The organism is Streptomyces sp. S465, assembly GCF_026898115.1.
In the GTDB taxonomy this organism is placed as follows: Bacteria; Actinomycetota; Actinomycetes; order Streptomycetales; family Streptomycetaceae; genus Streptomyces; species Streptomyces luomodiensis.
Map to the genome: position 1 here is coordinate 2,318,472 of NZ_CP114036.1, position 24,528 is coordinate 2,342,999.

At 68.0% G+C, this 24,528-nt stretch carries 26 protein-coding genes and 3 pseudogenes; 22 read left to right on the forward strand and 7 right to left on the reverse strand.

What is annotated here, in order from left to right; genetic code table 11:
• Positions 1-59: 59 nt before the first annotated feature.
• Positions 60-734, forward strand: coding sequence for a FadR/GntR family transcriptional regulator (locus N6H00_RS09935; RefSeq protein ID WP_268971226.1), 675 nt, complete (start codon positions 60-62; stop codon positions 732-734).
• Between the two features lie 28 nt (positions 735-762).
• Here the strand turns inward: N6H00_RS09935 and N6H00_RS09940 are convergent, their stop codons facing one another.
• From N6H00_RS09940 to N6H00_RS09955, 4 genes are all read right to left on the reverse strand, one after another.
• Positions 763-1,086 (reverse strand): hypothetical protein, encoded by a 324-nt coding sequence (locus tag N6H00_RS09940; protein ID WP_268971227.1) that lies wholly within the window; start codon positions 1,084-1,086, stop codon positions 763-765.
• A gap of 284 nt (positions 1,087-1,370) precedes the next feature.
• On the reverse strand, positions 1,371-2,141 hold the full coding sequence (gene fabI, locus N6H00_RS09945) for an enoyl-ACP reductase FabI (protein ID WP_268971228.1): 771 nt from the start codon (positions 2,139-2,141) through the stop codon (positions 1,371-1,373).
• Between the two features lie 5 nt (positions 2,142-2,146).
• Positions 2,147-2,851 (reverse strand): 3-oxoacyl-[acyl-carrier-protein] reductase, encoded by a 705-nt coding sequence (gene fabG, locus N6H00_RS09950; protein WP_268971229.1) that lies wholly within the window; start codon positions 2,849-2,851, stop codon positions 2,147-2,149.
• 382 nt (positions 2,852-3,233) lie between these two features.
• Positions 3,234-4,121, reverse strand: a complete 888-nt coding sequence (locus N6H00_RS09955; RefSeq protein ID WP_268971230.1) for an alpha/beta fold hydrolase — start codon at positions 4,119-4,121, stop codon at positions 3,234-3,236.
• 110 nt (positions 4,122-4,231) lie between these two features.
• Between N6H00_RS09955 and N6H00_RS09960 the strand changes: the two genes are divergently transcribed.
• From N6H00_RS09960 to N6H00_RS09990, 7 genes and pseudogenes are all read left to right on the forward strand, one after another.
• The gene (locus tag N6H00_RS09960; RefSeq protein ID WP_268971231.1) at positions 4,232-4,777 is read left to right on the forward strand and encodes a CGNR zinc finger domain-containing protein; all 546 of its coding nucleotides are present in this window, start codon (positions 4,232-4,234) and stop codon (positions 4,775-4,777) included.
• 188 nt (positions 4,778-4,965) lie between these two features.
• Positions 4,966-5,280, forward strand: a complete 315-nt coding sequence (locus N6H00_RS09965) for an SseB family protein (RefSeq protein ID WP_268971232.1) — start codon at positions 4,966-4,968, stop codon at positions 5,278-5,280.
• Complete coding sequence (locus N6H00_RS09970; RefSeq protein WP_268971233.1) at positions 5,273-5,794, forward strand: hypothetical protein; 522 nt, start codon at positions 5,273-5,275, stop codon at positions 5,792-5,794. Before N6H00_RS09965 ends, N6H00_RS09970 begins: the two co-directional genes overlap by 8 nt.
• Complete coding sequence (locus N6H00_RS09975; protein WP_268971234.1) at positions 5,794-10,242, forward strand: putative T7SS-secreted protein; 4,449 nt, start codon at positions 5,794-5,796, stop codon at positions 10,240-10,242. The genes N6H00_RS09970 and N6H00_RS09975 overlap by 1 nt, the downstream gene beginning before the upstream one ends.
• 21 nt (positions 10,243-10,263) lie before the next feature.
• Complete coding sequence (locus N6H00_RS09980; RefSeq protein ID WP_268971235.1) at positions 10,264-10,635, forward strand: hypothetical protein; 372 nt, start codon at positions 10,264-10,266, stop codon at positions 10,633-10,635.
• Between the two features lie 274 nt (positions 10,636-10,909).
• Positions 10,910-11,350 carry a hypothetical protein gene (locus N6H00_RS09985; RefSeq protein ID WP_268971236.1) on the forward strand — a complete coding sequence of 147 codons (441 nt, stop codon included), beginning with the start codon at positions 10,910-10,912 and terminating at the stop codon, positions 11,348-11,350.
• Between the two features lie 208 nt (positions 11,351-11,558).
• A pseudogene (locus N6H00_RS09990) lies at positions 11,559-11,920 on the forward strand (PmbA/TldA family metallopeptidase); the annotation flags it as partial.
• Between the two features lie 163 nt (positions 11,921-12,083).
• Here N6H00_RS09990 and N6H00_RS09995 read toward each other — a convergent pair.
• Together N6H00_RS09995 and N6H00_RS10000 are read right to left on the reverse strand one after the other, a co-directional pair.
• Positions 12,084-12,659: a Uma2 family endonuclease gene (locus N6H00_RS09995; protein WP_268971237.1), complete on the reverse strand. Its 576-nt coding sequence runs from the start codon at positions 12,657-12,659 to the stop codon at positions 12,084-12,086.
• Between the two features lie 46 nt (positions 12,660-12,705).
• A complete protein-coding gene (locus N6H00_RS10000; protein WP_268971238.1) occupies positions 12,706-13,206 on the reverse strand; it encodes an ATP-binding protein in 501 nt (166 codons plus the stop codon).
• Positions 13,207-13,357: 151 nt separating this feature from the next.
• Here N6H00_RS10000 and N6H00_RS10005 point away from each other — a divergent pair, with 151 nt between their 5' ends.
• The 10 genes and pseudogenes from N6H00_RS10005 (at position 13,358) to N6H00_RS10040 (ending at position 19,273) form a co-directional block, all read left to right on the forward strand.
• Complete coding sequence (locus N6H00_RS10005; protein WP_268971239.1) at positions 13,358-14,155, forward strand: helix-turn-helix domain-containing protein; 798 nt, start codon at positions 13,358-13,360, stop codon at positions 14,153-14,155.
• Entirely contained in the window at positions 14,152-14,355 is a 204-nt protein-coding gene (locus N6H00_RS10010; protein ID WP_268971240.1) for a DUF397 domain-containing protein, read from the forward strand. Before N6H00_RS10005 ends, N6H00_RS10010 begins: the two co-directional genes overlap by 4 nt.
• Before the next feature lie 149 nt (positions 14,356-14,504).
• Positions 14,505-14,675, forward strand: a pseudogene (locus tag N6H00_RS10015) (TldD/PmbA family protein); the annotation flags it as partial.
• A gap of 868 nt (positions 14,676-15,543) precedes the next feature.
• Positions 15,544-15,966, forward strand: coding sequence for a hypothetical protein (locus N6H00_RS10020; protein ID WP_268971241.1), 423 nt, complete (start codon positions 15,544-15,546; stop codon positions 15,964-15,966).
• Positions 15,967-16,063: 97 nt separating this feature from the next.
• Positions 16,064-16,273 (forward strand): hypothetical protein, encoded by a 210-nt coding sequence (locus tag N6H00_RS10025; RefSeq protein ID WP_443073199.1) that lies wholly within the window; start codon positions 16,064-16,066, stop codon positions 16,271-16,273.
• A pseudogene (locus N6H00_RS10030) lies at positions 16,240-17,505 on the forward strand (type IV secretion protein Rhs); the annotation flags it as partial. The gene N6H00_RS10025 and the pseudogene N6H00_RS10030, both read left to right, overlap by 34 nt.
• 64 nt (positions 17,506-17,569) lie before the next feature.
• Positions 17,570-17,884 carry a polymorphic toxin type 30 domain-containing protein gene (locus tag N6H00_RS40480; RefSeq protein WP_443072922.1) on the forward strand — a complete coding sequence of 105 codons (315 nt, stop codon included), beginning with the start codon at positions 17,570-17,572 and terminating at the stop codon, positions 17,882-17,884.
• 59 nt (positions 17,885-17,943) lie between these two features.
• Positions 17,944-18,741, forward strand: a complete 798-nt coding sequence (locus N6H00_RS10035) for a hypothetical protein (protein ID WP_268971242.1) — start codon at positions 17,944-17,946, stop codon at positions 18,739-18,741.
• Positions 18,742-18,772: 31 nt separating this feature from the next.
• Positions 18,773-18,934: a DUF5958 family protein gene (locus N6H00_RS40485; RefSeq protein WP_443072923.1), complete on the forward strand. Its 162-nt coding sequence runs from the start codon at positions 18,773-18,775 to the stop codon at positions 18,932-18,934.
• Between the two features lie 66 nt (positions 18,935-19,000).
• Positions 19,001-19,273: a hypothetical protein gene (locus N6H00_RS10040; protein ID WP_268971243.1), complete on the forward strand. Its 273-nt coding sequence runs from the start codon at positions 19,001-19,003 to the stop codon at positions 19,271-19,273.
• A gap of 396 nt (positions 19,274-19,669) precedes the next feature.
• On the opposite strand, the gene N6H00_RS10045 is transcribed toward N6H00_RS10040, so the two are convergent.
• Positions 19,670-20,227 carry a MarR family winged helix-turn-helix transcriptional regulator gene (locus N6H00_RS10045; protein ID WP_268971244.1) on the reverse strand — a complete coding sequence of 186 codons (558 nt, stop codon included), beginning with the start codon at positions 20,225-20,227 and terminating at the stop codon, positions 19,670-19,672.
• A 139-nt stretch (positions 20,228-20,366) separates the two neighbouring features.
• On the opposite strand from N6H00_RS10045, the gene N6H00_RS10050 reads away from it, so the two are divergent.
• The 4 genes from N6H00_RS10050 to N6H00_RS10065 all read left to right on the forward strand — a co-directional run bounded on the left by N6H00_RS10050 (position 20,367) and on the right by N6H00_RS10065 (position 24,464).
• Positions 20,367-20,906: a phenolic acid decarboxylase gene (locus N6H00_RS10050; protein WP_268971245.1), complete on the forward strand. Its 540-nt coding sequence runs from the start codon at positions 20,367-20,369 to the stop codon at positions 20,904-20,906.
• An 11-nt stretch (positions 20,907-20,917) separates the two neighbouring features.
• Positions 20,918-21,382 (forward strand): DUF3237 domain-containing protein, encoded by a 465-nt coding sequence (locus N6H00_RS10055; RefSeq protein WP_268971246.1) that lies wholly within the window; start codon positions 20,918-20,920, stop codon positions 21,380-21,382.
• 155 nt (positions 21,383-21,537) lie between these two features.
• The gene (locus N6H00_RS10060; RefSeq protein WP_268971247.1) at positions 21,538-23,073 is read left to right on the forward strand and encodes a TldD/PmbA family protein; all 1,536 of its coding nucleotides are present in this window, start codon (positions 21,538-21,540) and stop codon (positions 23,071-23,073) included.
• A complete protein-coding gene (locus tag N6H00_RS10065) occupies positions 23,070-24,464 on the forward strand; it encodes a metallopeptidase TldD-related protein (protein ID WP_268971248.1) in 1,395 nt (464 codons plus the stop codon). The genes N6H00_RS10060 and N6H00_RS10065 overlap by 4 nt, the downstream gene beginning before the upstream one ends.
• Positions 24,465-24,528 lie beyond the last annotated feature (64 nt).

Below are 24,528 nucleotides of genomic sequence, written 5' to 3' on the forward strand. Positions count from 1 at the left end.
GCATGATGGAAGGGCCCGTTCACCCAAACGGCCACCACCGCACCACGCACAGGAGAGTCATGCCGCTGACCTCGCCCCGGCGTTCCGCCCTCGCCGACCAGGTGATCGCCCAGCTGCGCGCCCAGATCACCTCGGGCGAGTGGCCGGTGGGCTCGCGGATTCCCACCGAGCCCGAGCTGGTCGAGCAGCTGGGGGTCGCGCGCAACACCGTGCGCGAGGCCGTGCGCGCCCTCGCGCACAACGGGCTGCTGGACATCCGCCAGGGCTCGGGCACCTATGTGCTGGCGACCAGCGAACTGGCCGGGGTGATGCACCGCCGATTCGCCGGCGCCGACCCCCGTCATGTGGCCGAGCTGCGCAGCGCCCTGGAGACCAAGGCGGCCCAGCTGGCCGCGGAGCGCCGTACCGAACAGGACCTCAAGCAGCTGGACGCACAGCTGGACCGGCGCGAGCGGGCCTGGGAGGCGGGCGACCCGGGCGCCTTCGTCGAGGCGGACGCCACCTTGCACATGGCGGTCGTGGCCGCCTCGCACAACGATGTGCTGGCCGAGCTGTACGCGGATCTGGGCGCGGTCGTACGGGACTTCCTGCGCGCGGACATCCACGGCGGGATGGGCCCGGAGACGCATGTGGACCACGGCCGGCTGGTGGCGGCGATCCGGGAGGGGGACGGCGAGCGGGCGGCGGCCGAGGCCAGCATCCATCCGTTCGGCTGCCGCTTCCGCGGCCGCTGAGCGTGGACGCGTCAATCCCTGAACGCACTCACCGGTGGCTCACCCACGCCTTCCGTATCTCCTTCCAGCAGCGCTCGGCGAGCCGCACGTACTGAGCCGGGCCGACCTCCACCGGGCGGGCGTCCATGTCCGGGTCCCACCAGCGGGCGCATTCGACGTGCAGTTGCACCCGGTCGGAGCGGGGGTTGGGGTTGAAGCAGCTGGCGGTGGCGTGCGAGCCGCGCACCGAGGTGCTGCACGCGGCCTCGCGCCGCCGGGGCCGCTCCTGCGCGGCGGAGCTGGAGGCGGCGATGACCAGCCCCACCATGGCGACGAGCAGCAGCCCGGCCGCGACACGACGGGTCGTCCGCACACGGCGGGTCGTACGCACACGGCGGGTCATACGCACACGCCGGGTCGTACGCACACGAACGGTCGTACGCATGCGGGACCTCCTCGGCCGTGCTGCCGCGCCGCTGTCGCTTCGGTGAGTCGGTTCGTGAGTTCGCCTTCGAACACCTCCACAGTGCGCGCTCCCACCACCCGTACGCGCGTTCTCCTCCCCCGTACGGGTGAACGCGGACGCGGAACGGCCGCCGCCCCGGACCCGCGGTTCGCGGGTGGGACGGCGGCCGTCGCGCGGAGCGTGCCGTGGGCTCAGGCGCCCATCATGTGCACACCGCCGTCGACGTGCACGATCTCGCCCGTAGTGCGCGGGAACCAGTCGGACAGCAGGGCGACGACGCCGCGGCCGGCCGGCTCCGGGTCGGTCAGGTCCCAGCCGATCGGGGCCCGGTGGTTCCACACGTCCGCCAGATCCTCGAAGCCGGGGATGGACTTCGCGGCCATGGACTTGATGGGCCCGGCGGAGACCAGGTTGCAGCGCACGTTCTTCTCGCCGAGGTCGCGGGCGAGGTAGCGGTTGGTGGACTCCAGCGCGGCCTTGGCCACACCCATCCAGTCGTACTTCGGCCAGGCGAACTGGGCGTCGAAGGTCAGCCCGACGATCGAGCCGCCGCGCGGCATCACCGGCAGGCACGCCATGGTGAGCGCCTTGAGGGAGTAGGCGGAGACGTGCACGGCGGTGCCGACGTCCTCCCAGCTGCCCTCGAGGAAGTTGAACGCGCCCTGCGGGCCGAAGGCGATGGAGTGCACCACGCCGTCGAGGTCGACACCCTCGCCCAGGTGCTCGCGCACCTTGTCGGCCAGGCCGTCCAGCTGCTCCTGGTTCTGCACGTCCAGCTCGATCACCGGGGCGGGCTTGGGCAGCCGCTTGGCGATCCGCTCGACGAGGGAGACCCGGCCGAAGCCGGTGAGGATGACCTCGGCGCCCTCCTCCTGGGCGAGCTTGGCGGCGTGGAAGGCGATGGACGACTCGGTGATGACGCCCGTGACCAGGATGCGCTTACCGGCGAGAATTCCACTCATGACGTTCAGTGACCCATGCCCAATCCGCCGTCGACAGGGATGACGGCTCCAGTGATGTACGCGGCCTCGTCCGAGGCCAGGAAGCGGACCGAGGCGGCGATCTCCTCGGGCTGCGCGTAACGCGCGAGCGGTACCTGCTTCACGATGTTCTCGCGCTGCTCGTCGCTGAGCGCGCGCGTCATGTCCGTGTCGACGAAACCGGGCGCGACCACGTTGACGGTGATGTTGCGCGAGCCCAGCTCACGGGCGAGGGAGCGGGCGAAACCGACCAGGCCCGCCTTGGACGCGGCGTAGTTCACCTGACCGGCCGAACCCATCAGTCCGACGACCGACGAGATCAGCACCACGCGTCCCTTACGGGCTCGCAGCATCCCCCGATTGGCCCGCTTGACCACGCGGAACGTGCCGGTGAGGTTGGTCTCGAGGACGGTGGCGAAGTCCTCCTCGGTCATCCGCATCAGCAGCTGGTCGCGGGTGACCCCGGCGTTGGCCACCAGGACCTCCACCGCGCCGTGCTTCTCCTCGATCTCCTTGTACGCCTGCTCCACCTGCTCCGGCTCGGTGATGTCGCACTTGACCGCGAGGAAGCCGGCCGGCGGCTCACCGGACCGGTAGGTGATGGCGACCTTGTCGCCAGCGTCGGCGAAGGCGCGGGCGATGGCGAGGCCGATGCCGCGGTTGCCTCCGGTGACGAGAACCGAGCGGCTCAAGGGACCACCTTCTCTTGTCGATCTTTTGTCGATCTTGCCGATCTTGTCGATGTCGTGGTGCACGTCACAGTGCGTGCCGACGACCCCTACCCTCGCAAACTATCGGTCCGAGGCCCCCGAGGAGGAATCGGGCACCCACAGGGGCGTGTGGCACTCCCTGTCGAGTTCCTACAGAAATCCGGTGCCGGACGGACCCCGCCGCGCCCGTCGGCATCCGCCGCGACATCACCGGAACGGCTGACCGTACCTGCGTCCGTGCTCGACACCCCGGCGGCCCGGACCGGAATCCCGCCCGGGGAGAAAGGTGACCAACAAGCAGGCCGAGCTGTCGTGGTTCAAGAGCAGCTGGGGCGCAGCTGGGGCGCCGTCATCTCCGCCCCGTTCACCCGCGGCTTGCGGGCGGCAAAGGCTGCTGCTCGAGGAAGGCGCGCATCGCGTCGGCGACCGTGTCGAGGTGGCTTTCGAGGAGGAAGTGCCCTCCGCCCGGCACCAGCCGGATCTGGGCGTTGTCGAGGTCCCTCGCGAAGGCCCGCGCTCCGTCGGGACCGAAGATCTTGTCTTCCGCGCCCCAGATGGCCAGCAGCGGTACCTGGGTGGCACGGAAGTACGCGTGGAGCTGGGGATAGAGGGGCGGGTTGGTGGCGTAATCACGGAAGAGGTCGAGTTGGATCCGGTCGACGCCGGGGCGCGAGATCTCACGGTGGTCGGCAGCCCAGGTGTCCGGGTCGATCAGTTCTGGTTCGGCGACACCGTGCAGGTACTGCCAGCGAATGGCTTCCTCGCTCAGGGCCGCACGCAGCGCGGCTTCCGTCGTTGGGCTCGGCGACTGCGCGTAGGCCCAGATGGGGGCCCAGAAGTCGGCGACGAATCCTTCGTCGTAGGCGTTGCCGTTCTGCGTGACGATCGCGGTGATGGCGTGAGGGTGTCGCAGTGCCAGGCGCCACCCGATGGGAGCGCCGTAATCCTGCACATACAGCGCGTACCGCTCCAGGCGCAGTTCGGTGAGGAATGCGTCGGTCACGTCGGTGAGAGCGTCGAAGCTGTAGGCGAACTCGTCGGCCGGCGGCGTGGCGGACTGCCCGAACCCCAGATGGTCGGGGGCGATGACGTGGAATCGGTCGGCCAGTGCGGGAATCAGCTGCCGGAACATGCGTGAGCTCGTGGGATATCCGTGCAGCAGGACGATGACGGGAGCGTCGGCGGGGCCGGCTTCCCGGTAGAACACGCGATGTCCGAGCACGGAGGTGTAGCGGTGTCGCACCTCAGCCATGGGTAACCCCTTTAGTTCCTCTGTGTGGTTAGGTCGGTTCCTCATAGGCTGACCCTGAGCGTGTAACCTGTCAAGCGCTACAAGCTGGTTACAGACGGAGGAAGGGTCGGATGCCCAGCGAGGAGGCGCTGCTCGAAGCGCTCAACAGCACCCCCGTAGTGGACGGGGTTCCGCGCGACCTGTGGCTGGAGGACCCCGCACTGCGCCAGTGGGCGGCACGGCACGGCGGTGACGGCGGCCCCGCGGAGCGGGAGTGGCTCAGGAAGACCCGTGACGTCCTGCAGACGGTGGTGCGCGGTGAGGACGGACCGGAGGTCCTGGCCCCGTTCGTCGCAGGCGCCCGCAAGGTGCCCCGAGTGAGCGAGGACGGCCTGGAGTGGATTCTGGAGGTCGAGGCGGAGCGCCGGCTGGCCGTCGGGCTGATCCTCGCCTGGGCCCGCATGCAGGAGGACTCGCCGGGCAGGCTGCGACCGTGCGCGAACAGCGACTGTCACCTGTTTCTAGTCGACCGCAGCCGTGCCAACACCGCGCGGTGGTGCTCGATGAAAACCTGCGGCAACCGGCTCAAGGCCCGTCGGCACCACGAGCGGCAACGTCGGGCCGGGAGACAGACCGCGCCCGGTGACACCGGAGCGAGGGCGGACCAGCCGTCCTGACCGACCTCTTCGGCGGCCTGGACACCACGCGATGACGGTCATCGCGCAGAGCGGTGTGGCGGTCACCGGCGGTGTCGGTCACCCGTGCGAAGATAACCCTCATGTTTGGGGGAGGGAACGGTCGGCCGCCCGGTCGGAGCGGCCGTCAGACGCTGGCTGACCTGGTACGACAAGAGGCCGCCGCGCGCATGCCGGAGCGCGAGAAGTGGGCGGCGCTGCGGAAGCGGCGGCTGTACTTCCAGCGTCCCGAGAACCCCGGCTTCCTGGTCTCGGAGACCGCCGAAGGCGGCCCACTGGTACCGGTCTTCACCTCGCTCCAAGGGCTCGCGCTGTTCGCGGGGGCGTGCGGCTGGGCGTCCACCACGGCCGAGGACCTGGTGGGCCTGCTGCCCGAGGGCGTACGGGCGTTGGTGGACCCGCTGGGCGAGCACCCCTTCCTGCTGGACGCGCGGACGCTGCGCGACGCGGAGGGGCACGGGGAGGAGGCGGCCGGCCATGGCTGATCCCGACGCGCGGAATGTGAACCGCGCTCCCAGCGAGGGCGGCGAGGACGGCAAATACGGCGGCAACGAGGGCGCCGACGGCTACAAGATCGAGATCGAGTCGGTGAAGGGGCTGATCAGCCCGCTGGAGGAGTCGGTCATCGGCGCGCGGGCGGTGAAGAACGGCCAGGAGAAGCTGACGACGTACCTCCAGCACTGCGGCGCGCCCGAACTCCTGGAGTCGGGCAAGGGATTCATCAAGGCGTGGGGCTTCGGCATGGGCGAGCTGGCCGACCACGCGGACGTGGTGGTGGAGCGGCTGTACGAGGCGGTGGCCGGGTACATGCTGGCGGAGCTGCTCCAGATCAAGAACTTCTGGCCCTCGGACGAAAACATGGCCAAGCTGCCGAACGGCGCGGCGGGCAAGTGGTCGTGGGACAACGTGGGCGCGCCGGAGATGGAGAAGCGCCCGGAGGACACGGGGTTGTCGAAGCTGTCGCGCAAGTGGCTGCGTGAGTACGAGGACGAGAGCTGATGGGCGATCCGGACGCGGGGCGGGCCCCGCAGATACGGATACCGGCGGGCGCCGAGCCCAAGGACCTGATCCCCGGCGATCCGGACCAGATCGACGACCTGGTGCTGGAGCTGCGCGCGTACGCGGGCGCCTTCCAGGACGGCAAGGACAAGCTGCGGCCGCTGGAGCTGGCGGACTGGTCGGGCAAGGGCGCCAGCGAGTTCCGCAAGTCGGTCGACCGGCTGCCGAAGGAGCTGACCTCGGGCCACGACCAGTTCACGCATGCGGCGAGCGCGCTGGCGGCGTACGCGACCAAGCTGCGCTCGGTGCAGAAGAGCTGTGAGCTGATCATCGAGGACGCGGACGCGGCGCGGTCGGCGTCGAGGTCGCACAGCAAGAAGGTCGAGGCCTACAACGACGCGGTCTCGCGCGGCGACGAGGAGTTGCCGGAGAAGCCTTCGGAGACCGATCCGGGCATCGCCGCGATGGACGAGTGTGTCGGTCGGCTGGACAAGCTGATCGAGGAGTTGCAGCTGGTCGTCGACGCGTCGAAGAAGAAGATCGACACGGCGGCGGAGAAGGCCCCCGACAAGCCGAGCAACTGGCAGAAGGTCGGGGACGGCTTCAAGGACGGGTTATGGAAGGTCCACCACGGCATCCTGGGCATGGCCGAGCTCCCCGCCTCGCTCCTCAAGGGCGACGTCAACGACTTCGCGATGCAGTTGGCCGGCATGGTGGACGGCGCGGCGTACGCGGCCCAGCACCCCAAGGAGTTCGCGAAGGCGGTCACCAACTGGGACATGTGGTCCAAGGACCCGCTGCGCGCGGCGGGCGAGATCACCCCGTCACTGCTGCTCGCCCTGGCCACGGGCGGTGCGAGCGCGCTGCGCAAGGAGCTCCAGTCGGGCAAGACCGCCGCCCAGCGGCTGGCGGCCCGTAAGCAGGCGCTGGGCCGGGACGGCGAGGCGTCCGGCCGGGCGGACAGCGAGGGCAGCCAAGACCAGCACACGCGCGACAGACCCTGCGAGAACGACCCGGTCGACGTCGCGACCGGCGAGATGGTCATGCCGGCCACGGACGTGTCCCTGCCCGGGGCGCTGCCCCTGGTCCTGGAGCGCACCTTCGTCTCCGGGCACACCTGCGGCGGCTGGTTCGGCCGCACCTGGGCGGCCACGCTCGACCAGCGGCTGGAGCTGGACGCGAACGGGATCGTGTTCGTCGCGGCCGACGGCATGGTGCTGCGCTACGGCGTGCCGACACCCGGCCAGGACACGTATCCGGTGCGGGGCCCGCGCTGGCCGCTGCACTGGGACGGCACGGCGGGCGGCACGATGCGGGTCGAGATACCCGAGCAGGCCCGCACACTGCACTTCGACCCGCTGGGCGGCCTGGGTGGCAACGAGCTCCCCTTGACGCTGGTCGAGGACCGCAACGGCCGCTCGATCACCTTCACCTACGACGAGGACGGCACCCCGCGCGAGGTGACGCACTCCGGCGGGTACCGCATCGCGATCGACACCGACCCGGAGCTGATGCGCGTCACCGGGCTGCGGCTGCTGGGCGTCGGCGACGCCGAGGGAGGGACCACGCTGGTCTCCTTCGGCTACAACGGCGCGGGTGATCTGACCGAGGTCCACAACTCCGCCGCCGAGCCGATGCGGTTCACCTACGACGACCAGCACCGCATCACCTCGTGGACCGACCGCAACGGCACCAGCTTCGGCTACGTCTACGACCACCGGGGCCGCGTGCTGCGCACCATCGGCTCGGACGACATGATGACCGGCCGCTTCCACTACGACGAGGCGTCCCGCACCACCGTCTACACCGACTCGCTCGGCCACCGCATCACCTACGTCTTCGACGAGGCGTACCGGACGGTGGCCCGCACCGACGCCCTGGGCCACACCACCCACACCCAGTGGGCCCCGGGGCCGCGCCGCCTGCCGCTGTCGGTGACCGATCCCCTGGGCCACACCACACGCTACGCGTACGACGACTCCGGCCACCTGATACGCGTGGACCGCCCGGACGGCACGACGGCCACGGCCACCTACGACACGTACGGCCACCCGCTGGAGATCCGGGAACCGGACGGCGCGGTGTGGCGCCACGCGTACGACGACCGGGGCAACCGCATCCGCACGACGGACCCGACGGGCGCGCAGACGCACTACGCGTACGACGCGTCGGGAAACCTGACGTCGGTCACGGACGCACTCGGCCACACCGTGCACGTGGTGTGCAACGAGGCGGGCCTGCCGGTGAAGATCACCGACGCACTGGGCAACACGACCACCGTCCGCCGGGGCACCCACGGCCGCATCACCCGCGTCACCGACCCCCTGGGCCACATCACCCGCCAGGGCTGGACGATCGAGGGCAAGCCGGCGTGGCGCACCCGCCCGGACGGCAGCCGCGAGACGTGGACCTGGGACGCCGAGGGCAACCTCCTCGAACACACCGACCCGGCGGGCAACACCACCCGCCACACCCACACCCACTTCGACCTCTCGGCGACCCGGACGGAACCGGACGGGGCGAGGTACGCCTTCGCGTACGACACACAGCTGCGCCTGACGACGGTGACGAACCCGCAGGGCCGGACGTGGACATACACGTACGACGGCGCGGGCCAGGTCGTCTCGGAAACGGACTTCAACGGCCGCACACTCACCTACGAACACGACGCGGCAGGCCGCCTGACATCCCGGACCAACGGCGCGGGCGAAACCCTGTCCTACACACGCGACGCACTGGGCCGCACGATCGCCACCCGCACGGCGGACGGGACGGAGACGACGTTCGCGTACGACGCGGCGGGCCGCCTGACCCGGGCGACAAACCCGGACACGGAGCTGAGCCGCACGTATGACGCGCAGGGCCGGGTCCTGACGGAAACGGTGGACGGCCGGACGACGACGTACGAGTACGACGCGACGGGCAACCGCACCCAGCGGATCACCCCCAGCGGCCTGCACTCGGAATGGACCTACGACGCGGCAGGCCGCCCGACGACCCTCAGCACGGCGGACAACACCCTGCACTTCGCGTACGACGCGGCGGGCCGCGAAACCTCGCGGACGTTCGGCGCCGACGTATCGCTGACCCAGACCTGGGACGCCCTGGACCGCCTGACAACCCAGTCCCTCACCCACGCTTCCGGCGCGGAGCGGCTCTTGCAACACCGGGCGTACGCCTACCGCCCGGACGACCACCTCACCGAAATCCGCGAGCTGACCTCCGGCACCCGCCGCTTCGACCTCGACCCGGTCGGCCGCGTGACGGCGGTCCACGCCCACGGCTGGACCGAGACCTACGCCTACGACCCGGCGGGCAACCTGACCCACGCCACGGCCCCTGACCACGCGTCCCCCGGGGACCGCGAATTCACCGGCACGGTGATCCACCGAGCGGGCCGCACGACCTACGAACACGACGCCCAGGGCCGCCTCACCCGCCGCACCCGCAAACTCCTCAACGGCCAGACCCGCACCTGGACCTACACCTGGAACGCGGAAGACCGCCTCACCGACGCAACAACCCCCGACGGCGAGCACTGGCACTACACCTACGACCCCCTGGGCCGCCGCACCACAAAACAACGCCTGACCGAGACCGGCACAGTCGCCGACCGAATCGACTTCACCTGGGACGGCACAAGACTGGCGGAGCAGACGACGCCCGAGGGCGCGACGCTGACCTGGGACTACGCCCCAGACACCCACCGCCCGATAACCCAAACCGAGCACCACACACCGCAAGAACCGACGGAGGAGCCCTCAGCAACCCTCCGCCGCCTGACCGACAAGACCCCCCAATCGGAATACGACGCCCGCTTCCACGCCATCATCACCGACCTGGTCGGCACCCCCACCGAACTGGTCACCCCCGACGGCACCCTCGCCTGGCAACACCGCACCACCCTCTGGGGCACCCCCCTCCCCGCCCCACCCAGCTCAACCGACTGCCCCCTCCGATTCCCCGGCCAATACGCCGACCCCGAAACCGGCCTCCACTACAACTACTTTCGGTATTACGACCCCGAAACCGCCCGCTACACCGCTCCTGACCCCCTTGGGCTTGCCCCTGCCCCTAATCATCACTCCTACGTTGTCAATCCCTTCGCTTCATCAGATGCGCTCGGCCTCGCGCCTGATTGCGACGATCTCGGGGAGGCCTGGCAGACCAAGCCGGTCGAAAGCATTCCCGGGAGCAGCGGATGTGAGGACGTCGCCCGAGAGATCCAAAAGAGAATCGGCGGCGAGAGAATGCGCATCACTGACTCCATGGGCGCCCCCCAGCTTGGCAAATATCGAGGTCAAGATAGCTTCTGGGGTCATCATGATGTCCTCGTAAAGAATGGCCGAGTGTACGATGCCTGGACCGGGCGACACGGAGAGCCTATGGATGAGTACCTAGCCCATTGGGAATATGGCGAATATCTTAGATTCGACCCCGCCCCCTAAGCAGCCGGAAAGGCGTCAGTGATGGATTATCGTCAGCTCTTCACCGACACACACAGGCGGCCAAATGCATACGGTCTCGACGGAAGTTATCACCAATACGTCGCTTTCATTACAGGATGTGATGCCGGTAACGATTGGGGGCTGCTTGTCGGATTTCCAGAATGGCTCGCCTTGAAGGCAGGGACTGAAGCAAACGTTGCCTGGCCATCATTGGTGTTGAAGGTAGCCGAACAATTCGGCGCAGGCGACTATTCCTCCGATGCGAAATCCAACTCGAAAGCAGTCGCTGCCCTCTTCTCCCTTCTCGACGAATTCCTATCCGAACGCGCCGGGGCGAAGGGTGCGTCAAACATCATTTCTCGCTATGTCAACAGGAGACAGGAGGGAACATAGTGGCTATGGGTCCTTCCTGGGCTCCAGAAAACGCATTCCATCTCCGCTAGCCCAAGGCATACACCACATCGCGTTGGAGGGCTCACCCCTCAGTGCATCGGATCGAGCCGTGTACTGCCGGACATCGCCGTCGAGCTGTCCAGCGCGCTGCTGATCCCAGACCGCAGCCCCCAAGCCTAAGGCCGGCCTCCAAGGGAACTTTGGAAACGCTTAATTGGCTGTCAATGACTCACCTCCGTCACTTCAGGGAATGACCACCCACCGAGGGGAACCTATGACGGTAGGCGACAGAAGGCTCATCAGCCTTGTCAAAGAACTCGTTTCAGAGGCGCCAAGAGTGAGAGAGAATGCTTGCGGCACGGTCGCGGACTGGGTGAATTCGCTCAACCCAAGGGAAGCCACACTCCTCGCCATGATCCTCTTTTCTTCCGCCACCATAGAAGAAGACCTCAGTCGCGGGGAAAGCCAACTCCACGCCCTTGTCGAACTAAGTGACACGGGATTCGTTCACACCAAGGACTTTTCACCGCTCTCCTCTCTCAGCAGGAGCGTTCTACAGGACTCAGAAGTCGAATACGTTGACTACCTGACGGCCGAATACGCCGAACCCGGCACCTCGCGTGGGACGGCACCCGCCTCCCAGACCGCTGGAGTAACGTGCAGCAACAGGAAATCCAGAAACTTCTTGACCTGCTTGACGCACGACGAGAACTAGCGCGTCTCTTACTTCGATCAGTCGACAGCCTCACAGATCGAGATCGAATGACCCCATATCGCTGATCTATGCGCCAGGCTGACGCTGTCGGGCCTGGCCGGCGAGCTGCTCGCGCCGCGCCGGCTCGTGGGGGCAATTACCGCGCCCCAGACCGCAACCGCATGGTTCACTGCCGACGGACACCTACACGACCGAAGGGGAGTCGCCCGTGCCGCACGGGATTGATCCGTCCTTCCTCGCGCTGCCCCTGCGGGTGCTCGCCGATGCGGCGCCCACGCGCTCGGGGCCGAGCATGCCGACTTCCGGTTCGAGCGTGTGCGCAGTGCCGCGTACCGGTTGCGGGATGCCAAGCCGGCCGGGACCTCGGACATCACCGATCTGGGGTATGCGGTGCGGGTGGTGCACGGCGGGGCGTGGGGGTTCGCGTCCGGGGTGGATCTGACCATGGACGCGGCGGCGCGGGTCGCCTCCCAGGCGGTGGCGATGGCGAAGCTGTCGGCCAAGGTGATCGAGGCGGCGGGGCCCGATGAGCGGGTGGAGCTAGCGGACGAGCCGGTGCATGCCGACAGGGGCCCCTGCATAAGAGGTCTTCAGCTTGCTGACGGACAGCGGGCTGCCCGCGCACCGCCAACCGCAGGCGGCATCCTGAAGTCCCAGCCCAGACAGGAATTGCGCACCCCACCCGCAGCCTCGTGGAGCGAGCGGCTGCCGGCCGCCGCCGGCGGTCGGCGGGTCAGCGGTCCTCGGGATAAGTCCGCAGGTCCGTGGTCGCGAGGGTCCAGTCGCCGATGGTCACCTCGTCGCCGAAGGCGTAATCGCTACGGGTCCGGTAACGGGGGCCCTCGCCGCCGAGCCCCGGCCCCGGATCGGACAGGGCCGCGATCGTGCCCTTCCGTGGGTCGACGAGGAGATAGAGCGGGATGCCCATCGCCGGGTAGTCGTGCATTTTTTCGACGTAGTCGGTGGAGTGGTTCGACGGCGAGACGATCTCGGCGACCAGGGCGACATCGCGAGGGTGGAACGGTGCCATCGTGTTCTCGGCGAACACCGCATCAGGAACGACGATCAGATCGGGGCGCCGGAGCTTCCCGAGGGAGGCGTCTTCCACCTCACCGCCCGTGTGGGCGACCAGGAAAGGCGGGATCTGCCGGTCGAGCTGCTGGCGGATACGCAGGGCGATGAACTCGTGCGGCCGCGAGGGAGACATCATCATGACGATCTCGTCGCCGCTGATCTCGTAGCCCCGGAACGGGTCCGGGGCGTGCTCGGCGAGCCGCTCCGCGATCTCCCGTAGACGTGCATACTCCACGGCCGACGCTCCTTCACCACGGCGGGCCTGCTCCTCTGTGCCCCCATCATCGCGCACCGCCGGCTCCGGTGTCTCCCGTGACCTGCTGCGACCGGCACCCGACGGGAGCCAAGGCGTATTCGCACCACACCGTCTTACCGACACCCCGCTCCGCCACCCCCCACTTCGACGCGAGCGCATCCACGAGCAGCAGCCCGCGCCCGCACTCCGCCTCGTCCTGGCACTCCCGGAGCACAGGCCGCCGTTCGTCACGAGCGTCGGACACCTCGATACGGGCCGATACGGGGCCGGGACGCCCGTCGCGATCCAGCGGCGGCTGCACGCTGAGCCGCAGGTGGAAGTTCCGGCCGGGCACATGCCCATGGCTCACGGCGTTCGCCGCGAGTTCGCCCGCGATCAGGGCCAGGCCCTGCGAGGCGTCGCTGTCCCGGGGGATGCCCCACTCCTCCAGTCTGCGGACAACGAGGCACCGGGCGAGCCGGGCACCGCGCCGGGAAGAGGTGAAGAACATCTCGAACGTACCGCTAGGGGGATTTTCGCCATTCACGTCACCGAGCGTGGCGAAGCGTGCCTAGCCTGACCAGACGGGCGGCGGGTACGCAGAGTCGCGGTACGGGCACTTCGGGTGCCCGTACGGGAGTCATGCCGTGACGCCGAGGGACGGCGGGGCGTTCTGGCGCAAGGAGGTGGGCGGGCGCATGGCAGGTGACATCGCCAAGTGCATCGGCAGGCAGGTGAAGCTCTTCCGCGAACGGGCAGGGGTCACACAGGCGCAGCTGGGGGAAGCGATCGGGTACAGCGAGGAGCAGGTCTCCTCCGTCGAGCAGGGACGCCGGGTGCCACAGCCGGACTTCCTGGACGCGGCGGACGAGGCTCTGGAGGCGTTCGGGGTACTGCGAGCGGCCAAGGAGGAAGTCGCCAACATACAGCTCCCGGCCTTCTTCCGGGGCGCGGCACGGCTGGAGGCGCAGGCGACCGAGTTCCACGCGTATGAGAACCAGGTGATCAACGGGTTGCTCCAGACCGCTGATTACGCTCGCGCCGTCTTCACCATGCAACGCCCCATACTGGACGAGGAAACCATCGAGCAACGGGTCACCGCCCGGTTGGCCCGGCAGGAACTCCTCACCCGACAGCCCCCGCCCGTCATGAGCTTCGTGATCGAAGAGGTGGTATTGCTCCGGCCGTGCGGCGGAGCATCCGTGCTGCGCGCGCAGTGGGAACACCTGCTCCGCATCGGCCAGATGCGCAACGTAGAGCTTCAAGTCATGCCGACACGGCGGGAAGAACATGCCGGAGCGGGCGGCCCCTTCGCCTTGCTGGAACCCAAGGGGCGCCAGATGATGGCCTACGCAGAGGTCCAGGACATCAGCAGGTTGCTGACGGACCGCAAAGCGGTCCGCACGCTCGAACAGCGCTACGGGATCATCAGGGCCCAGGCTCTCCCGCCACGGGAGTCGCTGGAGTTCATCGAGAAGCTGCGGGGAGAAACATGACCAACAAGCAGGCCGAGCTGTCGTGGTTCAAGAGCAGCTACAGCAGCGGCGAGGGCGGCATGTGCGTCGAGGTGGCCGCCACGCCCGACACCGTCCACGTACGGGACTCCAAGAACCGCCACGGATCGCAACTCGCCTTCCCCATACGCCAGTGGGACGCGTTCATCGGCCGTCTCACGGCTGAAGAGTTCGGCGCGTAACCACCCGTTCGGCCGCCCTGGGCAACCGGGGCGGCCGTTGTCCTTTCGCCACGCAGAGCGCAACGGCAAGCACCGCGCCCCGGGCCCCAGTCAGCATGGTTCACTGCCGACGGACACCACACAACGTACGCGACGAAGGGGAGCCGCCCGTGCCGCACGAGATGGATCCGTCCTTCCTCGCGCTGCCCCTGCGGGCGCTCGCCGACGCGGCGCTCGCGCGCGCCCGCGCGCTCGGGGCCGCGCATGCCGACTTCCGGTTCGAGCGGCTGCGCAGTGCCGCGTACCGGTTGCGGGATGCCAAGCCGACCGGGACCTCCGACGTGGAGGCAACACAAACAGCGAGTTCACCTCATGGACCACTGATTTCTGCGGCGTAGCAGTGGACGCGGCTGATGAATATTCGAGCCACCTGACATCTACGGCGAAGGTGAGATACTAATCAGAGGCGAAATATCCGGAACCTTGATATCCACCAACGACGGGAAGAGCCGGCAATGTCCAGGTTGCTTGAAGCTATCGAAAGGGCGATCAATCGAGGAGGCGTTATCGATTCCTCGTTTCTGTCGCTCATCGGGGACACGCAGAGAGTGGACGATGCACAATCAGAAGTGGGTGTCGAGTCACTTAAGCGGACTTACAGAAGGAGGGTCAATAGATTTTCCCCGGACACCACAGAATACACAGAGATAAGCCGCCTTCTGGAAACCCTAGAGTCTGTTACGACAGATTGCGTCAGATTGCTGCAGCTACATGGCAGCGAAGGCCGGAAGACCCTTCTCCTGGCTGACAAAACCGGCACCAAGGTCCTCTACTGGTCCCCCATGTGGGTAACTCCGTAAGCGGATTTTGTTCGGCTAGGCTCTGACAGCCGCGCCGCTGATCAATGGCGGCGAGCCAGGTTATCAACCCATGGATGAGTACCTAGTCCATCGGGAATATGGCGAATATGATCCGGTGACCTCCGGATTCCCTTCGGAAGAGGCGGAGCGACCGCGGGTCACTCGTTCGTGACGGCCAAAACCATGATCGACGATCGGGTCTGACTGAGGCTGATCGAAACCCGGTCAGCATGCGACGCCCGGGCGCACGGCTCTGTTTGACACCGGTTGAGCGTATGCGATTGATCTTCACGAACGGGTGATCTGCGGACGACGGGCCTAGCTCGTCATCTCGTCCGACGGGCGCGGGGTGATCAACCACGCTGGGTCTCGTCTGCTGGCGGATCTCGCCAATGCCACCGGCCTGACCGCAGCCTTCACCGACGCGCTGCGTCGGCTGTGGCCACGCGGCACCGGGCACGTCCCTGGAAGGATCGCGATGGATCTGGCGGTGATGCTCGCCGACGGCGGCGAGGCCATCACGGACCTGGCTCTACTGCGCGATCAGGCCGAGGCGCTCGGTCCGGTGGCCTCCACTCCGACCGCCTGGCGGCTGCTGGCCAGCATCGATCCTGCCGCCCGCGCGGCACTGCGGGCGGCCCGCGCCGCCGCCCTCGAAGTCGCATGGATACAGGCCACCGACTCCAGCCCTGCGATACCTGCGGCTCACGCGGGCGGACGCGACCTCGCGGGCCTGAACCTGGACATCGACGCCACCTTCGTCACCTGCTAGTCCGAGAAGGGCCAAGCGTCGGCCACCTATTAAACGCGGCTTCGGCTACCACCCGCTGCTGTGCTTCCTAATCAACACCGGAGAAGCCGTGGCCGGAGTGCTGACGCCGGGCAACGCCAGGGCCAACACCGCCGCCGATCACATCGCCGTCCTCGAGCAGGTCCTGGCCCAGATCCCCGATGCCCACCGCCACGGCACCGACATCCTCATCCGCACCGACAGCGCCGGAGGCGCGAAGGCATTCCTGACCCACCTGCGCCACTTACGACGGAGACGACGTTCGCGTACGACGCGGCGGGCCGCCTGACCCGGGCGACGAACCCGGACGCGGAGCTGAGCCGCACGTATGACGCACAGGGCCGGGTCCTGACGGAAACGGTGGACGGCCGGACGACGACGTACGAGTACGACGCGACGGGCAACCGCACCCAGCGGATCACCCCCAGCGGCCTGCACTCGGAATGGACCTACGACGCGGCAGGCCGCCCGACGACCCTCAGCACGGCGGACAACACCCTGCACTTCGCGTACGACGCGGCGGGCCGCGAAACCTCGCGGACGTTCGGCGCCGACGTATCGCTGACCCAGACCTGGGACGCCCTGGACCGCCTGACGGGCCAAACCGTCACCGGCCCGGCCAACGCCCTGATCCAACACCGGGCGTACGGCTACCGCCCGGACGACCACCTCACCGAAATCCGCGAGCTGACCTCCGGCACCCGCCGCTTCGACCTCGACCCGGTCGGCCGCGTAACGGCGGTCCACGCCCACGGCTGGACCGAGACCTACGCCTACGACCCGGCGGGCAACCTGACCCACGCCACGGCCCCTGACCACGCGTCCCCCGGGGACCGCGAATTCACCGGCACGGTCATCCACCGAGCGGGCCGCACGACCTACGAACACGACGCCCAGGGCCGCCTCACCCGCCGCACCCGCAAACTCCTCAACGGCCAGACCCGCACCTGGACCTACACCTGGAACCCCGAAGACCGCCTCACCGACGCAACAACCCCCGACGGCGACCACTGGCACTACACCTACGACCCCCTGGGCCGCCGCACCACAAAACAACGCTCAACCGAGACCGGCACAGTCGCCGACCGCATCGACTTCACCTGGGACGGCACAAGACTGGCGGAGCAGACGACGCCCGAGGGCGCGACGCTGACCTGGGACTACGCCCCAGACACCCACCGCCCCATAACCCAAACCGAGCACCGCACACCGCAAGAACCGACGGAGGAGCCCTCAGCAACCCTCCGCCGCCTGACCGCCAAGACCCCCCAATCGGAATACGACGCCCGCTTCCACGCCATCATCACCGACCTGGTCGGCACCCCCACCGAACTGGTCACCCCCGACGGCACCCTCGCCTGGCAACACCGCACCACCCTCTGGGGCACCCCCTCCCCGCCCCACCCAGCTCAACCGACTGCCCCCTCCGATTCCCCGGCCAATACGCCGACCCCGAAACCGACCGCGACATACATTCAGAACCCCCACACCTGGGCCGACCCCCTCGGACTCGGACCCTGCCCCCCCTTCTGGAGATGCCGCTGGCACGGGCCCAGGTCCGTGGGATATGACTGGTCGAGACCCGATGAGTGTCGTGCCGGACCATGCGACCGTCCGTGAACTTAAGCCAGATCCGAATGGAGGAGCCCAGTACGGACTGGAATATAAGTGGGTCGACTCCGAAGGAAGGACTGTCCGTCTTCGAATCCACGGCCCGGACGGGAACGCACCGGCAGGTTCACACGCCCACATGGGGGAGACGTATCGAATTCAATATGGCGGAAAGTACCAAGACATGATGGGCAATCTGCATCCGAGGAACGTCCACAACCCGGCCAGCCCGCACTACGATCCGCATGCGGCCGACGCCACACATATACCTTGGCCTCGCGATTTCTAGGACCGAGGTCTCTGAAAACACGGCCATAAGAAATGCCAAGAGTCCACCAGGGGAATATCATGGCGGTAGGCGACAGAAGGATCATCAGCCTTGTCAAGGAACTACTTGCAGAGGATCCAAGAGCAAGAGAAGATGCCTGCGGTACGGTTACGGACTGGGTGAACTCGTTCGACTCAAGGGAGGCGACGCTCCTCGCCATGGTCCTCTCTTCTTCCGCAACCACAGAAGAAGACCTTAGTTGCAGAGAAAGTCAACTCCACGCGCTTGTCGAATTGAGAGACACAGGCTTCATTCACGCCAAAGATTTTTCACCGCTCTACTCTCTCAACAAAAGTGTCCTACGGGGCTCCGAAGTCGAATATTTCGAGTACCTAACCACCGAACATATCGAACCCAGCATAGAGCAGGATAATATCGGCGAACAGCGCGCCAGCGTTCGTGAGCGTGCGCCCACTTCTGGTAGGGACCCGGAAGACGTCAGCGACGTATTACCGTCAGCCCTTAGCCGACACACGGGCGACCAAATACATACGGACTCGACGGAAGTTATCGCTAATACGTTGCTTTCATTACCGGTTGTGACGCCGGTAAATGGCCAAATCGACGAGGTCGTTCATCTGTGTCCGAAGAGAGCGATCGCGGCTTTGGAAAAGTACACTGCGGGCGACATTACGGCGAAGGAGCTTACCGAATGGGCGGAGAGGGTGCATTCTCTGGACACCATTGGGGTAGCTGAAGAGCACGAGGATTTACTGCTCCAGTTCCTTTTCGAAATTTCCACTCCAGAGCTATTCAACGAAATCAACGCTGAGATCTGTAGCCGGTGGATCAGTAGGTTGCGCCGCGCGACTTCATGATCCGAAGGATTACTGAGGCGGTTGAGGCGGCATGGACGAAGCCGTTAACTGGTTCCCTTCGCTGGACCGGGACACGCAGAGAGCGGTGCTGCAGGAGGTGGTTCGTTACGCGATGCAGGCGCAGGTAACGGCAGAGGATGGGCGAAATGGCCTGGCGGGTTCATCGCGGCGCCTGCACTCACGATTGGCATAACCTATGAGCGCTACAAGGACGCGTACGGTACGCCTTTTGGCGGATTACGAGTGCTATCCCGTGTGGATGATCACTGAACAGGGACTGGATAACGTAGCGCCCGACTCGCTTCCTCTCAGCAGGCAGCTCATAGAGGATCTGGATCGTTGGGGAGACGAGTACGAAGCGACGTACAACCGGGATGACCCGGCGATCTCCGGATTCCCTTCGGAAGAGGCGGAGCGAAGCTTCGTTGAGCGGGGCCATATGTTGGCTCGCCGTCTGCGCGATGTGCTCGACGAGACCTGGCGCGTCTCCTACTTCGATCAGTCGACAGCCTCACACATCGAGATCGAGTAACCCATCGCTGACCTGTGGGCCGGGCCGGCGCTAGCGGCGGCTGCACTTCCAGCGCCCGGAGAACCCGGGCTTCCTGGTCTCGGAGACCGCCGGAGGCGGCCCACTCTGCCGGTCTTCCCCCAAGGGCTCACGCAGTCCGCGGGGGCGTGCGCTGGGCGTCCACCACGGTCGGAGGACCTGGTGGACCTGCCGCCCGAGGACGTACGGGCGTTGGTGGACCCGCTGGGTCCCTTGAGGCATGGCTGCCGCCGGACGACATGCGCGGACGGATCGAGCAGTGGGACCCTCGGTCTGGTGGCGGGTTCCGAAAGTTCCTCACCTACCTCGACCCCGCCCACAGCCCCAGCAAGACGTCAGCGGCGACGGATGTCGTCAACGTCGAGTTCACCGGCTGGCTCAGGTCGACGCGTCGTCTCCAGCCTCGGCACCGGCCCCCGCCCCGGCCTCCAGCGCGGCGACCAGCCGGTCCAGTGCGGGCAGGGCCTGGTCCAAGGCCAGCCGGTCGGCCTCGGGCAGTTCCTCGACGACCCGGGTGAGGGCGGCCGTGCTGGCGCGGTCGTAGCGCTCCAGCAGCTTGAGGGCATCCGCCGAGGCGGTGAGAACCACGGTCCGGTGGTCGTGCTCGGGGCGGATCCGGTCCACCAGCCGCGCGGCGGACATCGTCCGGACGAGGTTGCTGACGGTGGAGGGCGCCACCCGCAGGCGGTTGGCCGCCGCGCCGGGGCTGAGGCCGTCGGGGGCGGAGGACAGCGCCCGTAGCAGCTCGATCTGGGCCTCCGGCAGGTCCGGCAGCCCCTCGGCGTTGCGGGTGGCGCGCAGCACGGCGCGCCGCAGCGGGCCCAGCAGGCCGCCCAGTCCGGCGGCCACCCGGGTCGCTCCGGCCACTCCCCGGCCGCCGGGCGCACCGCCGCCGTCCTTCCCGCCACCGCTCGCTGCTCTGTCCGTGTTGCGCATGCCCCCATTGTGGGCCCACGGACGCATAGTTTTGTGACAAACATGTTTTGTTGCACAATGAATTCCAGGGCGCGGAACCGGACCGGCCTGAACCACACGCCCGCCGGCCCTCGCCCACCGCACAGCAAGGAGCACCACCATGAGCACCGGGTACGCCACGCCGACCACCGTCGAGAACCCCGTCCCGCCGCAGGACCTGTCCGGCATCGCCGGGCACCGGTTCATCTACACCTATGCCAACGGCTGGCAGTACGAGATGTACGTGAAGAACGCCACGACCATCGACTACCGGATCCACACCGGCATGGTCGGCGGCCGCTGGGTGAAGGACCAGGAAGTCGACCTGGTGCAACTCGCCGACGACGCCTACAAGATCTCCTGGAACGAGCCGACCGGCACCTCGGCGGTCGTCAACGTGCTGCCCGGCCGGCGGGTCCTGCACGGCACCATCTTCTTCCCGCAGTGGATCGAGCAGGAGGGCAGCAAGACCGTGCTCTACCAGAACGAGCACCTGGAGGAGATGCGCGCCTACCGGGACGCCGGCCCCACCTACCCGATCTATGTCGTCCCGGAGTTCGCCCGGATCACCCTGTTCGAGCACGTGGGCGAGAACGACGAGAAGGTCATCGCGGTGGGTCCCGAGGAACTGCCCGCGGGCTTCGCCGACCGCGTCAACTGAGGACGGCGACCGTGACTCCCGCACCTCCGCCGCTCACTTTCTTCGCCCACCTGTCGGTGCACGTGGACGCCCCCTACGACCTCGGGGAGGCGTCCGACGGCCACCGTCGGCTGGTGCCCCTGACCGGGGGCCGCTTCGCAGGGCCGGACGTGCGGGGCACCGTCCTGCGTGGCGGGACCGACAACCAGGTCCTGCGCACCGCCACCCTGACCGAACTCGACGCCCAGTACGCCCTGGAGACGGATGAGGGCGAGCGGATCGCGGTGCACAACACCGGCATCCGCTCCGGCAGTCCCGAGGACATCGCGGCCATCGTCCGGGGCGAGGAGGTGGCGCCGGAGCGGATCTACTTCCGCAGCTTCCCTCGTCTGGCCACCGCCGCCCCCAGGCTGGCCTGGCTCAACGAACGCCTCTTCGTCGCGACCGGGGAGCGCCGGCCGGACAGCGTGGAGCTGGATGTCTTCCTGCTCGGCTGACCACTGACACTGTCCCGAGGACGCCGCCCCGGTAGCACACCGAGGGCGGCGTCTTCGGCTCATGGGCGCCTTGCAGGCACGAATTAACCGGACCCGAGACGGATCGGCATGGTTCACTGCCGACGGACACCTACACGACCGAAGGGGAGTCGCCCGTGCCGCACGAGATTGATCCGTCCTTCCTCGCGCTGCCCCTGCGGGCGCTCGCCGACGCGGCGCTCGCGCGCGCCCGCGCGCTCGGGGCCGCGCATGCCGACTTCCGGTTCGAGCGGGTGCGCAGTGCCGCGTACCGGTTGCGGGATGCCAAGCCGGCCGGGACCTCGGACATCACCGATCTGGGGTATGCGGTGCGGGTGGTGCACGGCGGGGCGTGGGGGTTCGCGTCCGGGGTGGATCTGACCATGGACGCGGCGGCGCGGGTCGCCTCCCAGGCGGTGGCGATGGCGAAGCTGTCGGCCAAGGTGATCGAGGCGGCCGGGTCCGATGAGCGGGTGGAGCTGGCGGACGAGCCGGTGCACAGCGACAAGGTCTGGGTCTCCTCGTACGACGTCAATCCCTTCGATGTGGCCGACTCCGACAAGACCGGGCTGCTCGCGGAGTGGAGCGAGCGGCTGCTGGCGGCCGACGGGGTCGCGCACGCGGACGCGTCGCTGCTGACCGTGCAGGAGAACAAGTTCTACGCGGACACGGCGGGCACTACGACCACCCAGCAGCGGGTGCGGCTCCATCCGCAGCTGACCGCCGTGGCCGTGGACCCGGCGAGCGGTGAGTTCGACTCGATGCGCACCCTGGCCCCGCCGGTCGGGCGCGGCTGGGAGTATCTGACCGGAGGGCCCGGTGCGGGCGGCTGGGACTGGGACGCCGAGCTTGCGGAGATCCCGGAGCTGCTGGCCGAGAAGATGCGGGCGCCCTCGGTCGAGGCCGGGACGTACGACCTGGTGGTGGATCCGTCCAATCTCTGGCTGACCATCCATGAGTCGATCGGTCACGCCACCGAGCTGGACCGTGCGCTGGGCTACGAGGCGGCGTACGCGGGCACCTCCTTCGCCACGTTCGACCAGCTCGGGACGTTGAAGTACGGCTCCGAGGTCATGAACGTCACCGGGGACCGGACGGCCGAGCACGGGCTGGCCACCATCGGGTACGACGACGAGGGGGTGGCCGCGCAGTCCTGGGATCTGGTCAAGGACGGCACGCTCGTCGGCTACCAGCTGGACCGCAGGATCGCCCGGCTGACCGGTTTCGAGCGGTCGAACGGCTGCGCCTTCGCCGACTCGCCCGGCCATGTGCCGGTGCAGCGGATGGCGAATGTGTCGCTGCGGCCCGCGCCCGACGGTCCCTCGACACAGCAGCTGATCGGGGACGTCGAGAACGGTCTGTATCTGGTCGGCGACCGCTCCTGGTCGATCGATATGCAGCGGTACAACTTCCAGTTCACCGCGCAGAGGGCGTACCGGATCAGGAACGGGGCTCTCGCCGGGCAGCTGCGCGACTTCGCCTACCAGGCCACGACCACCGACTTCTGGGGTTCGATGACGGCCGTCGGCGGCCCGCAGACCTACGTCCTGGGCGGCGCCTTCAACTGCGGCAAGGCCCAGCCCGGACAGATCGCGGCCGTCTCGCACGGCTGCCCGTCGGCACTGTTCCGCGGCGTGAACATCCTCAACACCACCCAGGAGGCCGGGCGATGAGCACCAAGCCGCATGAGATCGTCGAGCGCGCCCTGGAGCTGTCCCGCGCGGACGGCTGTGTGGTGATCGCGAACGAGACCTCCACGGCCAATCTGCGCTGGGCGGGCAACGCCCTGACGACCAACGGTGTCACCCGCGGCCGCACCCTGACCATCGTGGCCACGGTGGACGGCGCGCGGGGCACCGCCTCGGGTGTGGTGTCCCGGTCCGCGGTGACCACCGAGGAACTGGAGCCGCTGGTGCGGGCCGCCGAGGCGGCCGCGCGCGGAGCGGAGCCGGCCGAGGACGCCCAGCCCCTGGTGGCGGCCGGTCCGGGGGCGTCCGTCTCGCCCGGCTTCACCGACTCCCCCGCCGTGACCTCCTCCGAGGTGTTCGCCGACTTCGCCCCCGTCCTCGGCGAGTCCTTCGCGGCCGCCCGCGCGGGCGGCCGGGAGCTGTACGGATTCGCCCACCACGAGCTGGTCTCCAGCTATCTGGGCACCTCCACCGGGCTGCGGCTGCGCCATGACCAGCCGACCGGCACGCTTGAGGTCAACGCCAAGTCCCCGGACCGGACGCGTTCGGCCTGGGCCGGGCGGGCCACCCGCGACTTCACCGATGTGAACCCGGCCGCGATCGACGCCGAGCTCGCCCAGCGGCTCGCCTGGGCCGAGCGGAGGATCGAGCTGCCGGCCGGCCGCTACGAGACGCTGCTGCCCCCGAGCGCCGTGGCCGATCTGCTGATCTACCAGATGTGGTCCGCCTCGGCGCGGGACGCGGCGGAGGGCCGTACGGTCTTCAGCAAGCCGGGCGGCGGCACCCGGATCGGCGAGAAGCTGTCCGAGCTGCCCCTCACACTGCGCAGCGACCCGGCCGCGCCGGGGCTGGAGGCGGCGCCGTTCGTGATCGCGCACTCCTCCGGGGACGACGCGTCGGTCTTCGACAACGGCCTGCCGCTGTCCGCCACCGACTGGGTCCGCGACGGGGTGCTCGAGCGGCTGATCACCACGCGGCACACGGCCGGTCTCACCGGGCTGCCGGTCGCCCCCGCGGTCGACAACCTGATCGTGGACGCGGGCGGCACGCGCTCGCTGGCGGAGATGGTCGCCTCGACCGAGCGGGGGCTGCTGCTGACCTGCCTGTGGTACATCCGCGAGGTCGACCCGGCGACGCTGCTGCTGACCGGGCTGACCCGGGACGGTGTCTACCTCGTGGAGAACGGCGAGGTGGTCGGCGAGGTGAACAACTTCCGGTTCAACGAGTCCCCGGTGGATCTGCTCTCCCGGGCCACCGAGGCGGGCCGCACCGAGCGGACGCTGGCGCGTGAGTGGAGCGACTACTTCAACCGGGCCGCGGCGCCCGCGCTGCGCGTGCCGGACTTCAACATGAGCTCGGTCAGCAAGGGAGTCTGACTGGTCCCGCCGGTGCCGCCGGTGCCGCCGGTCCTGCCGCTCCGGGCAGGACCGGCCGCTCGGG